This is a genomic window from Streptomyces olindensis (genome assembly GCF_040645895.1).
Lineage (GTDB): Bacteria > Actinomycetota > Actinomycetes > Streptomycetales > Streptomycetaceae > Streptomyces > Streptomyces olindensis.
This window is the reverse complement of sequence record NZ_JBEYZD010000011.1, coordinates 94,132-108,492: the sequence shown is the minus strand read 5'-3', so window position 1 is coordinate 108,492 and position 14,361 is coordinate 94,132. Positions and strand designations below refer to the sequence as shown.

The following is a 14,361-nucleotide window of genomic DNA, read 5'->3' as shown; positions in this document are numbered from 1 at the left end:
AGTGCCGCTGGGTCGCGGTCACTTGCCGCCGTTGATGGTGGCTTCCTTGACGGCGCCGTCCGTGACGCCCCACTTCTTCATGATCTTGTCGTACTCGCCGTTGTCGATGATCGCGTCCAGCGCGGCCTTGAGGGCGTCCCGCAGCTGCGTCTGGTTCTTTGCGACCGCGATGCCGTACGGCGCGGCCTCGACCTGCTCGCCGACCAGCTGGAAGTCCTTGCCGCCACCGGAGGTCTTCACGGCGTACGCGGCGACCGGGAAGTCGGACGAGCCGGCGTCGGCGCCACCCGCGCGCAGGCGGGTCTGGGCCTGCTGGTCGTTGTCGAAGGGCTCGATGGCGATCTTCTTGCCCGACGGGCACTTCTTCGACTCGGCCTTGGCGAGGTCCTCGGAGACCGTGCCGCGCTGCAGCACGATCTTCTTGCCGCACAGGTCGGACCAGGTCTTGATGCCCTGGTCGTCGCCCTTCTTGGTGTAGATCGACACACCGGCGGTGAAGTAGTCGACGAAGTCGACGCCCTCGCCGACCTTCTTGCCGGTGTCGGAGTCGATGCCCTCCTGGCGGTCCTTGGTGTCGGTCATCGCGGACATGGCGATGTCGTACCGCTTGGAGCGCAGACCCGTGATCAGCGTGTCGAACGTGCCGTTCTCGAACTGGAAGTCGACCCCGAGCTGCTTGCCCATGGCAGCGGCGAGGTCCGGGTCGATACCGACCGTCTTGCCCGAGCTGTCCTTGAACTCGACGGGGGCGTAGGCGATGTCGGAACCGACCTTGATGACGCCCTTGTCGCGGATCGACTTCGGCAGCTTGTCGGCGAGCGGGGCCGCTGCCGTCGCGGTCTCGCTGTCCGACCCGTTGTCCTTGGTCTGGTCACCGCAGCCGGTGAGCATCAGCGCGCCTGCGACCGCGATCGCACCGACCGCTGCTAGCCGGGAGCGGGCGGCGGTCGTACGACGGGTGGAGCTTGCGGTCATGGTGGGTTCCTCCGGCGGATGGGTGGAGTTGCCGATGGGGCGGGACGCTGCCGATGGGTTCGGCAGTGCCGTGGACTGCCGGCGGTGCCGGCAGAGCCGTGGACTGCCGAGGGGTCGGCAGTGCCGTGGGTCGACGAGAACACACGTCTTCGAGTGTCGCGACCTCGTGTGATTACGGCATCTTGCCATTCGGACTGCGCCATTCTGGGGGCCAGCCATGTCAAAATCGGATAACGGGCGACCCCCGAACCGCACCACTCCGGTACATCACGGCCGGACCTTCTGTGGGAATCATTCCTTCCGGCCGGAAGATCTTCGGCATATCCCGGGATTTCGAGACGGGGGCCGAGGTCTTCGCCGACGCATGAGCGGTTGTCGATGGTTTGTCCAGGCCTTGTCCTGATTTTGGACGAAGAGTCAGGGCGCCGGCATGTGACCTTCGCGTTATGGACTCGTCGTCGGCGGCGTCCGTCCGGTAAGAAGGGTCTTTACACCCCTCATCCGGGGCTCAGGGCGCGTGTGCGGCGCGCCCGTCGCGTACGCGCCCGTACGTATCACGTACACAGCACGACCACGGCCGTACGCGGTCCCGCCCACCCCTCACCAGGAGTGGCCACCCTCAAACCGATGAAGATTTAAGGGGTAAAACGAAGTGGCAGCGGAGATCGTCAATCCTCGCAGCGAGAGCAAGACCGGCGATACGGGCGGCGAGGGCGGTGCGGAGCCCCTCGACTCCTTCGACCCGGCGTTCGCCCTGCACCGCGGCGGCAAGATGGCCGTGCAGGCCACCGTGCCGGTCCGTGACAAGGACGACCTGTCCCTGGCGTACACGCCCGGCGTCGCGAAGGTGTGCAGCGCGATCGCTGAGCAGCCGGAGCTGGTGCACGACTACACGTGGAAGTCGTCGGTCGTCGCCGTCGTGACGGACGGTACGGCCGTGCTGGGGCTCGGTGACATCGGGCCCGAGGCCTCCCTCCCCGTGATGGAGGGCAAGGCGATTCTGTTCAAGCAGTTCGGCGGCGTGGACGCGGTCCCGATCGCGCTGAACTGCACGAACGTCGACGAGATCGTCGAGACGGTGGTGCGGCTCGCGCCGTCGTTCGGCGGGGTCAACCTGGAGGACATCTCGGCGCCGCGGTGCTTCGAGATCGAGCGGAAGCTGCAGGAGCGGCTGGACATCCCGGTCTTCCACGACGACCAGCACGGCACGGCGGTCGTGACGCTGGCCGCCCTGCGGAACGCCGCGCGGCTGAGCGGGCGGGCCGTCGGCGACCTGCGGGCCGTCATCTCCGGCGCCGGCGCGGCGGGTGTCGCCATCGCGAAGATGCTGGTCGAGGCCGGGATCGGGGACGTCGCGGTGGCCGACCGCAAGGGTGTCGTGTCGGCGGACCGGGACGACCTGACGCCGGTGAAGCGGGAGCTGGCCGGGTTCACGAACAAGGCCGGGATCACGGGGTCGCTGGAGGCGGCGCTGGCCGGAGCCGACGTGTTCATCGGGGTCTCCGGCGGGACGGTGCCGGAGTCCGCCGTCGCGTCGATGGCGGAGGGCGCGTTCGTCTTCGCCATGGCGAACCCCAACCCCGAGGTGCACCCCGAGGTCGCGCACAAGTACGCGGCCGTGGTCGCCACCGGGCGGTCGGACTTCCCGAACCAGATCAACAACGTGCTGGCGTTCCCCGGGATCTTCGCGGGGGCGCTGCAGGTGCGGGCCTCCCGGATCACGGAGGGGATGAAGCTGGCCGCCGCCGAGGCGCTGGCGGCCGTGGTCGGGGACGACCTCGCGGCCGACTACGTCATCCCCTCGCCGTTCGACGAGCGGGTCGCGCCGGCGGTGACCGCGGCGGTGGCGGCGGCCGCTCGGGCCGAGGGTGTGGCCCGGCGCTGACGCTGCCGGTTGCTCTGTGAGGTGACCCCGTCCGGGCTCGGACGGGGTCATTTCTTTGCCGGGGGGATCGGCTGTCCGGGTGATTTCGCGTGCCGGCGGCACCCCGCTGCGCCGGGCGGCGGACCCACGGCCTCAGCAGCGGCGTCCCGCTTCTGGCAAGAGGGTGTGTCTCACAGGGCCATACGGTTCCGTCGCCCCGGTGGGGAACCTATCGTCAAGGTCATGTTCGCTGTCTACGCCGCCCGAATCGACCGCGACCAGCCGCTGTCCGGCCTTGAGTTGGGAGAGCGCCCGGCTCCCGAGGCCCGCCCCGGCTGGAGCACCGTCACCGTCAAGGCCGCCTCCCTCAACCACCACGACCTCTGGTCCCTGCGCGGCGTAGGCCTCGCGGAGGACAAGCTGCCGATGATCCTCGGCTGCGACGCCGCCGGCGTCGACGAGGACGGCAACGAGGTCGTCCTGCACTCCGTGATCGGACAGAGTGGGCACGGGGTCGGCCCGAAGGAGCCCCGTTCCATCCTGACCGAGCGTTACCAGGGCACCTTCGCGGAGCAGGTCGCCGTGCCGACCTGGAACATCCTGCCCAAGCCCAAGGAGCTCTCCTTCGAGGAGGCCGCCTGTCTGCCCACGGCGTGGCTGACCGCGTACCGGATGCTGTTCACCAACGCGGGGGTGCGGCCCGGCGACTCCGTGCTGGTGCAGGGCGCCGGCGGCGGGGTCGCCACGGCCGCCATCGTGCTGGGGAAGGCCGCCGGGCTCCGGGTCTTCGCCACCAGCCGCGACGAGGCCAAGCGGAAGCGGGCCGTGGAGCTGGGCGCCGTGGAGGCGCTGGAGTCCGGAGCGCGGCTGCCGCAGCGGGTCGACGCCGTGATCGAGACCGTGGGTGCCGCCACCTGGTCGCATTCCGTGAAGTCGCTGAAGCCCGGCGGCACGCTGGTGATCTCGGGCGCCACCAGTGGCGACCGGCCCTCGCACGCCGAGCTGACCCGCATCTTCTTCCTCGAACTCAAGGTCGTCGGATCCACCATGGGGACCAAGGACGAGCTGGAGGATCTCCTCGCCTTCTGTGCCGCCACGGGTGTGCGGCCCGTCATCGACGAGGTCCTGCCCATGGACCGCGCGCGTGAGGGCTTCGAGCGGCTCGCTTCGGGTGAGCAGTTCGGGAAGCTGGTGCTGACCCATCCCTGAGGTGCGTCGCGCTGCCAGTCCCTGAGGGGCGGCGCGGGTGAATCGAACGGCCGGTCCGGGTTCGGGCCGGCCGTTTGCATGTCAACTGTGGTTGACAGGCGAAGTCTGTCAACGTAGGTTGACGTCATGACCGAAGCGACCGATCTGGCCGAGCGTGCCGGTGACCGTGATCCGCGGGTGGGCCTGCGGGCCGTCGCCGCGCTGCGCAGGCTGCTGGAGCAGTTGGAGGCCGTCCAGGTGCGCAATGCGCGCAACCAGGGCTGGTCGTGGCAGGAGATCGCCGGCGAACTCGGTGTGAGCAGGCAGGCCGTGCACAAGAAGTACGGGAGGCATTGATGTTCGAGCGGTTCACGGCAGACGCCCGGGATGTGGTGAAGACGGCGTTCACGTACGTGGAAGGGGGTGGCGGGGGCGGGCAGTGCGTGGAGCCGGAGCATCTGCTGCTCGCTGTGCTCGACCGCGACGGCAGTCGCGGTGCGTTCGCACTCGCCGCGCTCGGGCTCCGGTCCGCCGGGCGGCGGGAGTCCGTACGGGAGGCTCTGCGTGAGGCGCGGAGGCGGGCCGGGCTGTCCCGGGCCGAGAGCGAGGCGCTCGCCGGGCTGGGGATCGACGTGGCGGAGATCGTCGCCCGGGTGGAGGAGGTGCACGGCGTCGGAGCGATGTCCGGCGACCGCAAGGACACGCGGTGGTGGTCCGGGCGCCCCTCCTTCGGCCGTGGGGCCAAGGACGTCCTGGAGCGCTCCCTGCGGGTCGCCCTCGCCCAGCGGGACCGGCACATCGGTGACGAGCACATCCTGCTCGCCCTGACCCTGCGCCCCGGCGTGCCGGCCGAGGTCCTCGCCGACCATGGGGTGACGTACGAGTCCCTGGTGGGGGTGCTGTACGGCGGTGGTGGCGAGGCCAAGGCCGGATGAGCGGCGGTCTCCTACTGCTTCGGGGCGCGCAGGAGGGCTCCTATGTGGGCCGCCGCCGTCGACAGGTGGCGCCGGGCGTCGCGCAGCTGGTCGGAGGTGACGCCGTGGTCGCGGGCCGCGTCACGGATGTCGTCCCGGAAGCGGTCGAGGAGGCGGTCCAGGTCGCGGGCGGGGTCGCCGGTGGAGTCTGCGGCGTCCTCGTGGGCCCAGGCCGGTTCGTAGGCGGCTGGGAAGCCCTCCGTGGGCTGTGAGCCGGCCGGCTCCGGCGCCGGCTTGCCCGAGCCGGTCCAGTCGAAGCCGAACTCCTTGCCGTAGTCCTTGCCGAACTCGCCCATCTCCTTGGCCAGTTCGCTCAGGCCCTCGCGCAGTCCCGTCGGCCAGTCGCCGCGGGCGAAGTGGTCCTGCACCTGCTCCTGGACCCGGCGGGCGATGCGCTGCACCTGCTCCTGGGCCTGGACGCGGGCCTGCTCCTGGGCCTCCTTCGCCTGGCGGCGGGCCCGCTGGGCGTCCTCGCGGGCGCGGCGGCTCTCGTCCTTGGCGCGCCGGGCCTGCTCCTTCCACTCCTGCCTGGCGCGGCGCATCTCCTCCTTGGCGATGCGCCAGGCCTCCTTGTCGCCGTACGGGGAGGAGTCGCCGTACGGGCCGCCTTCGGCGCCGGGGGTGCCCGTGCCCGTGCCGTTGCCGTTGCCCCGGCGGGCCTCGGTCGCCGCCGCGCGCATCTCGCGGCGCAGGTCGCCCGCGGCCCCGCGCACATCGGCCTGGATCTCGGCGGCCAGTTCCGCGACCGACTCCCGGATCTCCAGCTCAAGGTCGGCCAGCTCGCCGCTGCGGTCGGCCAGTTCGGCGCGGCCCGCGTCCGTGATCGAGTAGACCTTGCGGCCGCCCTCGGTGGCGTGGGTGACCAGGCCCTCGGCCTCCAGCTTGGCCAGGCGCGGGTAGACCGTGCCCGCCGACGGCGCGTACAGCCCCTGGAAGCGCTCCTCCAGGAGGCGGATCACCTCGTAGCCGTGTCGGGGAGCCTCGTCCAGCAGCTTCAGCAGGTAGAGGCGGAGGCGGCCATGGGCGAAGACGGGAGGCATGTCAGAGCACCTTCTTGTCGGTCGTGCCGTCGGCCGGGACGGTGGGGGCGCCCTCGCCCGGGCCGGAGACGGAATTGTCTCCCGAGCCGTCCCGCGGGCCGGTGCCCGGGGTTGCCGCCGAGTCGCTGCCCGGGGTTGCCGTCGAGGAGGTGCCGGTGCCCGGAGTTGTCGCCGATCCGCCGGTGCCGGAGCGTGCGTCCCGGGGTGCCTCGTCGTCCTCGTCCTCTCCGGCCGGTCGGCGCAGCAGGGCGATGGAGCCGGAGACGGTGGTGGCCCGCAGCTTGCCGTTGCCCGCGCCGAGGCGGCCGGTGATCTTGTGGGCGCCCCACTGGCCGTGCACCCGCAGGTCGTCGAAGGCGCTGGAGACGGCGCCGCTCGCCGTGTTGGCCTCGACCTCCGCGTCGGCCCGGTGGGGGAGCCGGATCGCGATCTCGCCCGAGACGCTGTTCAGCCGCACGTCCGTGGGGCCGTCCGGGTCGAGGTCGACGATCATGGAGCCGCTGACCGAGTCGGCCCGCACGGAGGGGCCGGAGCCCTCGACCACCGTGAGGTCGCCGGAGACGGACTGGAACCTGAGGTCGCCGGTCACGTCCTGGGCCTCGAGGTTGCCGGAGACCGTCTGGGCGTGGACCGGGCCGGAGAGGCCCACGAGGGTCGTGTCGCCCGAGACGCCTTTGATCGTCGACGGCCCGTCGATGCCGGAGACCACGGCCGCCGCGCCGACCGCGCCCACCTCCACCCGGGTCCCGGCCGGGACGGCCAGGGAGACCACGGCGTTGCGGCGCCGGCCCTTGCGGTCGAGCCAGGTGAGGAAGCCCTTCCAGGGCAGGTCCTCGTAGGCCACCGTGAGGGTGCCGCCCCGCTGTGTCACCAGCAGGGGAGGGCCCTCGATCTCCGAGACCTCCAGGCGGGCGGAACCCTCGTCCGTGCCCACCACGTTCACCGTTCCGTTGACGAGGCGTACGTGGAGTGTGCTCACAGGCTCGTCGAAGGTGAGCTTCCTCGGTTCCGCGACGGACCACTCGGACATGGTGCAGACCTCCCCGGCTCGACGCGCCATATCGCGTCTTCTCTCATTCACGATATATCGTGCCCGATGAAAGTCAAGACACCCGTTCTGGCGATGGCGAGAGCGTCAAAAGTGCTCGAAGAGGGGCAATTCGCCCTAGCGTGTGACCATGACGGAAGCCGCCCCCACCGGTCCCGCGCCCGGGGCTCTGTTGCTGTGCCGGGCGGCGCCCGGGGCCGTCGCCCCCGTCGCCCACCTGCTGCGCGAGCCCATGCAGCTCACCCGGGCGGGCGACGGCTGGAGCGTGCTCGTCCCCGAGGGCCGGCCCTGGCGCGACGGCGCCGAGCCCGTCGACCGTGTCGTCACCGGCTGGGCCACGGCCCTCGCCGTCGGGGCGCCCTGGCCCGTCCTCGCGCTGTGGTGGGACGCCGACCACGCGGGCTTCACGCTGGCGGCCGGCTTCCGCCGCCCGGTCGGGTTCGTCTGGCTCACGAGCGGTGTTCCGGCGGGGGAGGACGAGGCGATGCGGACCTTCGCCGCGCGCGTGGGCCTCGACCCCGTCCTGGACCTCCAGGCCCTCGACCAGCTGACGAAACCCGACTCCGCGGCCGACGCCCGGACCCGCCTGCGGGGGCTGCTCGCGGTCCTCGCGCGCGTGGACGTCTCACTGCCGCCCGGACTGGCCCCCGGGGAACCCGCCCACCGCCTCCGGGAGGCCGCGCGGCTCCAGCCGGACAGCCTCCCGGTCGAGTGGCCGGGCTGGCGGGAGGCGGTCGCCGAGCGCGGCACCGTCGACCACAGCCGCCTCGGCCCCTGGATGCCGTGGACCGGCGGCCCCAGGGCCCGCGCCCTGGCCCTCGCGCAGGTGGCGGCGGGCGTACCGCTGGTGGTCTGGGGGCTGCGGCGGCGCAGCGGCGGCTGGCTTACGGCCGGGGCCCTGCTCCTGGCCCACGGCACGTGGGGTCTGGCCTACGGCCTCACACATCCGCGCGACTGACGCCCACGACAGCGCGACGCCGACCCCCCGGCCGGCCGGCTCCTACTCGTCGTCCTCGTCGTCCAGCCGCGCCAGCCACGTCGCCAGCCGCTCCACCGGCACCTCGAAGTCGGGGTTGAGATCGACGAACGTCCGCAGCTGCTCGGCCAGCCACTCGAAGGTGACCTCCTCCTCGCCGCGCCGCTTCTCCAGTTCCTCGATGCCACGGTCCGTGAAGTACATGCCCTCAAGGATATGTGGGCGCAAACGGCCGGGCCGCACCCCCGAATCGGGGATGCGGCCCGGTCACGCAGGACGCACGAGGGCGCTTACGCGTCGAACACCTCACGCACGAGCTGCTCCTGCTCGGCCTGGTGCCGCTTCGCGGAACCGACGGCCGGGGACGAGCTGTGCGGACGCGAGATGCGGCGCAGGCGCTCGCCGTGCGGGACGTCCGCGCCGACGGCCAGGTCCAGGTGGTCGATCAGGTTGAGCGCGATGAACGGCCAGGAACCCTGGTTCGCCGGCTCCTCCTGGGCCCACAGGTACTTCTCGGCGTTCGGGTACTTCTTGATCTCCGCCTGGAGCTCGGCACCCGGCAGCGGGTACAGGCGCTCGATGCGGATGATCGCCGTGTCCGTGACGCCGCGCTTCTGACGCTCGGCCTCCAGGTCGTAGTAGACCTTGCCGGCGCAGAAGACGACCTTCTTGACCGCGGCCGGGTCGACCGACGCGTCGCCGATGACCGGCTGGAACTGCCCGGTCGTGAACTCCTCCGCCTTCGAGGCCGCCGCCTTCAGGCGCAGCATCGACTTCGGCGTGAAGACCACCAGCGGCTTGTGGTGCGGGTTGTGCACCTGCCACCGCAGGAGGTGGAAGTAGTTCGACGGCGACGTCGGCATGGCGACCGTCATGTTGTTCTGCGCGCACATCTGCAGGAAGCGCTCCGGGCGGGCCGAGGAGTGGTCCGGGCCCTGGCCCTCGTAGCCGTGCGGCAGGAGCAGGACGACGCCGGACGTCTGGGCCCACTTCTGCTCGGCCGAGGAGATGAACTCGTCCACGACGGTCTGCGCGCCGTTGACGAAGTCGCCGAACTGCGCCTCCCACATCACGAGCGCCTCGGGGCGGGCCAGCGAGTAGCCGTACTCGAAGCCCATCGCCGCGTACTCGGAGAGGAGGGAGTTGTAGACGTTCAGCCGCGCCTGGTCCTCGGAGAGGTACTGCAGCGGCGTGTACTCGTCGCCCGTGCTGCGGTCGATGATGACCGCGTGGCGCTGGCCGAACGTACCGCGCTGCGAGTCCTGGCCGGCCAGACGGACCGGGACGCCCTCCAGGAGGAGGGAGCCGATCGCGAGGGTCTCGCCCATGCCCCAGTCGATCGTGCCGTCCTCGACCATCGACGCCCGGCGCTGCAGCTGCGGCAGCAGACGCGGGTGGACGGTGATGTGGTCGGGGATGTTGACCTGGGACTCGGCGATCCGCTTGACGACCTCCGAGGTCACCGCGGTGTTCACGGCGACCGGGAACTCGGCCTGCGGGTCGGAGGGCTCCACGGCGGACGGCTGCGAAGTGGCCTCACGGACCTCCGTGAAGACCTTCTCCAGCTGGCCCTGGTAGTCCTGGAGCGCCTGCTCGGCCTCTTCCAGGGTGATGTCGCCGCGACCGATGAGGGACTCGGTGTAGAGCTTGCGCACCGAGCGCTTCTTGTCGATCAGGTCGTACATCAGCGGCTGCGTGAAGGCCGGGTTGTCCGACTCGTTGTGGCCGCGGCGGCGGTAGCAGATGAGGTCGATCACCACGTCCTTGTTGAACGCCTGGCGGAACTCGAAGGCGAGCCGCGCCACGCGGACGACGGCCTCGGGGTCGTCGCCGTTCACGTGGAAGATCGGGGCCTCGATCATCCTCGCCACGTCCGTCGCGTACATCGACGAGCGGGAGGACTCCGGGGCGGCCGTGAAGCCGACCTGGTTGTTGATGACGATGTGGACCGTGCCGCCGGTGCGGTAGCCGCGCAGCTGCGACATGTTCAGGGTCTCGGCCACCACGCCCTGGCCCGCGAAGGCCGCGTCGCCGTGGATCGCCACCGGCAGGACCGTGAAGTCCGTGCCGCCCTTGTTGATGATGTCCTGCTTGGCGCGGGAGACGCCCTCCAGGACCGGGTCGACCGCCTCCAGGTGCGAGGGGTTGGCGACCAGGGAGACCTTGATCTGCTCGCCGTCGAGGCCCGTGAAGGTGCCCTCGGCGCCCAGGTGGTACTTCACGTCACCGGAGCCGTGCATCGACTTCGGGTCGAGGTTGCCCTCGAACTCGCGGAAGATCTGCGCGTACGACTTGCCGACGATGTTGGCGAGGACGTTCAGGCGGCCGCGGTGGGCCATGCCGATGACGACCTCGTCCAGGCGGGACTCGGCGGCCGAGTCCAGCACGGCGTCCAGCAGCGGGATGACGGACTCGCCGCCCTCCAGGGAGAAGCGCTTCTGGCCGACGTACTTCGTCTGCAGGAACGTCTCGAAGGCCTCGGCCGCGTTCAGGCGGCGCAGGATGCGCAGCTGCTCCTCGCGCTCCGGCTTGGAGTGCGGGCGCTCCACGCGGTCCTGGATCCACTTGCGCTGCTTCGGGTCCTGGATGTGCATGAACTCGATGCCGGTGGTGCGGCAGTACGAGTCGCGCAGGACGCCGAGGATGTCGCGCAGCTTCATCATCGACTTGCCGGCGAAGCCGCCGACGGCGAACTCGCGCTCCAGGTCCCAGAGCGTGAGGCCGTGCTCGGTGATGTCCAGGTCGGGGTGCTTGCGCTGCTGGTACTCGAGCGGGTCGGTGTCGGCCATGACGTGGCCGCGGACCCGGTAGGAGTGGATCAGCTCGAAGACCCGGGCGGCCTTGGTGACGTCGTCGTCGTGGCTGGCGTCGATGTCCTTGAGCCAGCGGACCGGCTCGTAGGGGATGCGCAGCGCCTCGAAGATGTCGTCGTAGAAGCCGTTCTCGCCGAGCAGCAGGTTCGCGACCTGGCGGAGGAACTCGCCGGAGGCGGCGCCCTGGATGACCCGGTGGTCGTAGGTCGACGTGAGCGTCATGACCTTCGAGATGCCGAGCTTGTTCAGAGTGTCCTGGGAGGTGCCCTGGAACTCCGCCGGGTAGTCCATGGAGCCGACGCCCATGATCACGGACTGGCCGGGCATCAGACGCGGGACCGAGTGGACCGTGCCGAGGCCGCCGGGGTTGGTCAGGGAGACCGTGACCCCGGAGAAGTCGTCCATCGTCAGCTTGCCGTCGCGGGCGCGGCGGACGATGTCCTCGTAGGCCTGCCAGAACTCGAAGAAGTTCAGCGTCTCGGCCTTCTTGATCGCCGCGACGACGAGCTGGCGGTCGCCGTTCGGCTTGACCAGGTCGATGGCGAGACCCAGGTTGACGTGGTCCGGCTTGACCAGCGTCGGCTTGCCGTCCACCTTCGCGAACGAGTGGTTCATCGCCGGCATGGCCTTGATCGCCTGGACCATGGCGTAGCCGATGAGGTGCGTGAAGGAGATCTTCCCGCCGCGCGCCCGCTTGAGGTGGTTGTTGATGACGATGCGGTTGTCGAACAGCAGCTTCACCGGGACCGCGCGCACGGACGTGGCCGTGGGCAGCTCCAGGGAGGCGTCCATGTTCTTCGCGACCGCGGCGGCCGGGCCGCGCAGCACGACCTGCTCGGGGCCCGAGGGGGCGTCACCGGCGGGCTCGGCCTTCTTCGGGGCCGCGGCGGGCTTGGCGGCGGCCGGCTTCGCGGCGGCCGGGGCGGCCTTCGCGGGAGCGGCGGCCTGGGCCGGGGCCTGCGCGGCGGGCTTCGCCTGGGCCGGAGCCGGGGCGGGAGCCTGCGCGGCGGCGGGCTTCTCTGCCGCCGGGGCGGGGGCCTGGGCGGGAGCGGCCGGGGCGGCCGGCTGAGCGGTGGTGGTCCCCGCGGCCCCCGCGGCCGCGGTACCCGCCGGAGCCGAGGCGGCAGCGGCGCCCGGCTTGTAGTCGGCGAAGAAGTCCCACCAGGCTCGGTCTACCGAATTCGGGTCCTGGAGGTACTGCTGATAGATCTCGTCGACGAGCCACTCGTTGGCACCGAACGACGCAGCGGGGTTCTTGCCCGCTTGGTCGGTGTCGGTCGAGATGCTCGAGTTACTGGGGGACTGTGGCGACACGGCGGCAACCGCCCTCTTCCGCTTCACAAGATGATGGACAGCGGGAATCAAGGCTACGCCTCCCGGACCGGGAAGGTCAGGTCGGGCCCGTTCAACGTCGTGTAAGTCACATCTCAGACTGTGTTTCGGGCCTTGAAATGGCGGGAAACAAGCGTGGTTCCGCTTAAGGAGGGAAGGGCGGAGCAGGGCCTCGGACGCCGATGGCGCGGGCCTGTGCCTGATCACACGTGTCCGTCAGCGCGGACGCCGGTGGATCTTGTGGCTCCGCTTCGAACTTTACGTCAACTTGGCACGGATGACTCTCCCGGAAGAGTGACAAGAATCCGGCAACCTCGCTCGGATTCGGCCACTCCGATCCGACCGCCGTGCAGATCGACCGCCCAGCGGGCGATCGCCAGGCCGAGGCCCGTGCCGCCGTCGCTGCCCGGCCCCTGCGGCCGTTTGGCACTGCCCCGGTTGAACCGCTCGAAGACGCGGTGCCACTCCGACTTCGGAATGCCGGGGCCCTCGTCCAGGACCTCCAGCTCCAGCGACTCCGGCAGCGGGCCGCGCCGCGCCTTGACCGTCACCCGGCCGTGCGGCGGGCTGTGCTTGACCGCGTTGTCGATGAGATTGGCGACGACCTGGTGGATGCGCTCCGGATCGGCGTGCGCGGTCAACTCCGGCGGGTGGACGTCGAGGTGCAGATGGACGTCCGTGCGCGTGTGACTGCCCGAGCCGGTCGCGATGCCCGCGCGCACGGAGGCGACCATGTTGGCCTCCTTCAGCACGCCGGACAGGTACGGCCACACCTCGAACCGCCGCTTCTTCAGCGGTACGACGCCGTTGTCCAGGCGGGACAGGTCCAGCAGCGTCTCCACCAGCCGGCCGAGACGCTCGGTCTGCTTCAGGGCCGTGCGCATCGTCTCCGGGTCGGCCTGCGTGACGCCGTCGACGATGTTCTCCAGCACCGCGCGCAGGCCCGCGATGGGCGTGCGCAGCTCGTGCGAGACGTTCGCCACCAGCTCCTTGCGCTGGCGGTCCTGGGCCTCCAGCTCGTCGGCCATGGCGTTGATCGTCACGGCCAGGTCGCCCAGTTCGTCACGGCGGTTCTCCCGCACCCGGCGGGTGTAGTCGCCCTGCGAGATGGAACGCGCCACGGCCGTCATCTCGTCCAGCGGCGCGGTGAGCGAATGGGCCACGAACTGCGTGATGAGGAGTGTGGCGATCATCGAGAAGACCGTGATGAAGCGCAGCTCCGTCTTCGTGTGCACCGCGATCACCGACAGACCGGTGGTGATCAGCACCGAGATGACGACCAGCGCGCCCAGTTTGGTCTTGATCGAGAACGGGCTCACCCCGCCCCAGGGTTCCGGCTCCCCGGGGTTTCTCCGTGCGGCCGGCCCGCCGCTCATGGCGTCGGGGTCTCCAGGGCGTAACCGACGCCGTGCACCGTACGGATCCGCTCCGCGCCGATCTTCCGGCGCAGCGCCTTGATGTGGCTGTCGACCGTGCGGGTGCCGGAGGCGTCCGCCCAGTCCCAGACCTCGGCGAGCAGCTGCTCGCGCGAGAGCACCGCACGCGGGGTGTTGGCCAGGCAGACCAGCAGGTCGAACTCGGTCGGGGTGAGGTGGACGTCCTCGCTGCGCACCCGGACCCGGCGCTGCGCGTGGTCGATCTCCAGCTCGCCGAGGCGCAGGATGCCGCTGCGCGGCGTCGCGGCGGCCAGCGCGGCCCGCTCCACGCGGCGCAGCAGCACGTGCACGCGTGCCGCCAACTCCCGCATCGAGAAGGGCTTCGTCATGTAGTCGTCGGCGCCGACGCCGAGCCCGACCAGCATGTCGGTCTCGTCGTCGCGCGCGGTGAGCATCAGCACCGGCACCGGGCGGGCGGCCTGCACGCGGCGGCAGACCTCCAGACCGTCGAAGCCGGGCAGCATGATGTCGAGGATCAGCAGGTCGGGCTGCCATGCCTCGGCCGTGTCGACGGCGGCCGGGCCGTCACCCGCTGTTTGCACGAGGAATCCCTCGGCTCGCAGGCGGGTCGCGATGGCGTCCACGATCGTGGCGTCGTCCTCGACGACGAGAACCCGGCGCTGCGCGCCCGGGGTAGCCGTCGCCGAACCGTTGTGGGAGGTGTGTGTCTGCTCCATCGCCCGCCCCTGGGGTGTGCTTTCCGGAATCAGTGGGG

Annotated in this window: 12 protein-coding genes; 5 read left to right on the top strand and 7 right to left on the bottom strand. The window is 70.7% G+C overall.

The window, feature by feature from the left end:
- Positions 1–18: 18 nt before the first annotated feature.
- Entirely contained in the window at positions 19–975 is a 957-nt protein-coding gene (locus tag ABZ948_RS09440) for an ABC transporter substrate-binding protein (RefSeq protein WP_359758328.1), read from the bottom strand.
- Positions 976–1,627: 652 nt separating this feature from the next.
- Between ABZ948_RS09440 and ABZ948_RS09435 the strand changes: the two genes are divergently transcribed.
- The 4 genes from ABZ948_RS09435 to ABZ948_RS09420 all read left to right on the top strand — a co-directional run bounded on the left by ABZ948_RS09435 (position 1,628) and on the right by ABZ948_RS09420 (position 4,962).
- Complete coding sequence (locus tag ABZ948_RS09435) at positions 1,628–2,860, top strand: NAD(P)-dependent malic enzyme (RefSeq protein WP_359758327.1); 1,233 nt, start codon at positions 1,628–1,630, stop codon at positions 2,858–2,860.
- Positions 2,861–3,082: 222 nt separating this feature from the next.
- On the top strand, positions 3,083–4,048 hold the full coding sequence (locus ABZ948_RS09430; protein WP_359758326.1) for a zinc-binding dehydrogenase: 966 nt from the start codon (positions 3,083–3,085) through the stop codon (positions 4,046–4,048).
- A 126-nt stretch (positions 4,049–4,174) separates the two neighbouring features.
- Complete coding sequence (locus ABZ948_RS09425) at positions 4,175–4,384, top strand: helix-turn-helix domain-containing protein (protein WP_031103307.1); 210 nt, start codon at positions 4,175–4,177, stop codon at positions 4,382–4,384.
- Positions 4,384–4,962: a Clp protease N-terminal domain-containing protein gene (locus ABZ948_RS09420; RefSeq protein ID WP_359758325.1), complete on the top strand. Its 579-nt coding sequence runs from the start codon at positions 4,384–4,386 to the stop codon at positions 4,960–4,962. Before ABZ948_RS09425 ends, ABZ948_RS09420 begins: the two co-directional genes overlap by 1 nt.
- 11 nt (positions 4,963–4,973) lie before the next feature.
- Here the strand turns inward: ABZ948_RS09420 and ABZ948_RS09415 are convergent, their stop codons facing one another.
- Positions 4,974–6,041 carry a PadR family transcriptional regulator gene (locus ABZ948_RS09415; protein ID WP_359758324.1) on the bottom strand — a complete coding sequence of 356 codons (1,068 nt, stop codon included), beginning with the start codon at positions 6,039–6,041 and terminating at the stop codon, positions 4,974–4,976.
- A gap of 1 nt (position 6,042) precedes the next feature.
- Positions 6,043–7,071 (bottom strand): DUF4097 family beta strand repeat-containing protein, encoded by a 1,029-nt coding sequence (locus ABZ948_RS09410; RefSeq protein WP_359758323.1) that lies wholly within the window; start codon positions 7,069–7,071, stop codon positions 6,043–6,045.
- 148 nt (positions 7,072–7,219) lie between these two features.
- On the opposite strand from ABZ948_RS09410, the gene ABZ948_RS09405 reads away from it, so the two are divergent.
- Positions 7,220–8,047, top strand: a complete 828-nt coding sequence (locus ABZ948_RS09405) for a hypothetical protein (RefSeq protein ID WP_359758322.1) — start codon at positions 7,220–7,222, stop codon at positions 8,045–8,047.
- 42 nt (positions 8,048–8,089) lie between these two features.
- Here ABZ948_RS09405 and ABZ948_RS09400 read toward each other — a convergent pair whose 3' ends face one another.
- The 4 genes from ABZ948_RS09400 to ABZ948_RS09385 form a co-directional block, all read right to left on the bottom strand.
- Positions 8,090–8,269, bottom strand: a complete 180-nt coding sequence (locus ABZ948_RS09400; protein ID WP_003992906.1) for a DUF6104 family protein — start codon at positions 8,267–8,269, stop codon at positions 8,090–8,092.
- A gap of 86 nt (positions 8,270–8,355) precedes the next feature.
- A complete protein-coding gene (locus ABZ948_RS09395; protein ID WP_359758321.1) occupies positions 8,356–12,192 on the bottom strand; it encodes a multifunctional oxoglutarate decarboxylase/oxoglutarate dehydrogenase thiamine pyrophosphate-binding subunit/dihydrolipoyllysine-residue succinyltransferase subunit in 3,837 nt (1,278 codons plus the stop codon).
- Positions 12,193–12,473: 281 nt separating this feature from the next.
- Entirely contained in the window at positions 12,474–13,586 is a 1,113-nt protein-coding gene (locus ABZ948_RS09390; RefSeq protein WP_359758320.1) for a HAMP domain-containing sensor histidine kinase, read from the bottom strand.
- Positions 13,583–14,323 carry a response regulator transcription factor gene (locus ABZ948_RS09385; RefSeq protein WP_010040369.1) on the bottom strand — a complete coding sequence of 247 codons (741 nt, stop codon included), beginning with the start codon at positions 14,321–14,323 and terminating at the stop codon, positions 13,583–13,585. Before ABZ948_RS09385 ends, ABZ948_RS09390 begins: the two co-directional genes overlap by 4 nt.
- Between the last annotated feature and the right edge of the window lie 38 nt (positions 14,324–14,361).

Bases quoted from the DNA above. Each gene is read 5' to 3' on its own strand.
- ABZ948_RS09440 (WP_359758328.1), bottom strand. From the start codon at position 975: ATGACCGCAAGCTCCACCCGTCGTACGACCGCCGCCCGCTCCCGGCTA.
- ABZ948_RS09430 (WP_359758326.1), top strand. From the start codon at position 3,083: ATGTTCGCTGTCTACGCCGCCCGAATCGACCGCGACCAGCCGCTGTCC.
- ABZ948_RS09425 (WP_031103307.1), top strand. From the start codon at position 4,175: ATGACCGAAGCGACCGATCTGGCCGAGCGTGCCGGTGACCGTGATCCG.
- ABZ948_RS09420 (WP_359758325.1), top strand. From the start codon at position 4,384: ATGTTCGAGCGGTTCACGGCAGACGCCCGGGATGTGGTGAAGACGGCG.
- ABZ948_RS09415 (WP_359758324.1), bottom strand. From the start codon at position 6,041: ATGCCTCCCGTCTTCGCCCATGGCCGCCTCCGCCTCTACCTGCTGAAG.
- ABZ948_RS09410 (WP_359758323.1), bottom strand. From the start codon at position 7,071: ATGTCCGAGTGGTCCGTCGCGGAACCGAGGAAGCTCACCTTCGACGAG.
- ABZ948_RS09405 (WP_359758322.1), top strand. From the start codon at position 7,220: ATGACGGAAGCCGCCCCCACCGGTCCCGCGCCCGGGGCTCTGTTGCTG.
- ABZ948_RS09400 (WP_003992906.1), bottom strand. From the start codon at position 8,269: ATGTACTTCACGGACCGTGGCATCGAGGAACTGGAGAAGCGGCGCGGC.
- ABZ948_RS09390 (WP_359758320.1), bottom strand. From the start codon at position 13,586: ATGAGCGGCGGGCCGGCCGCACGGAGAAACCCCGGGGAGCCGGAACCC.
- ABZ948_RS09385 (WP_010040369.1), bottom strand. From the start codon at position 14,323: ATGGAGCAGACACACACCTCCCACAACGGTTCGGCGACGGCTACCCCG.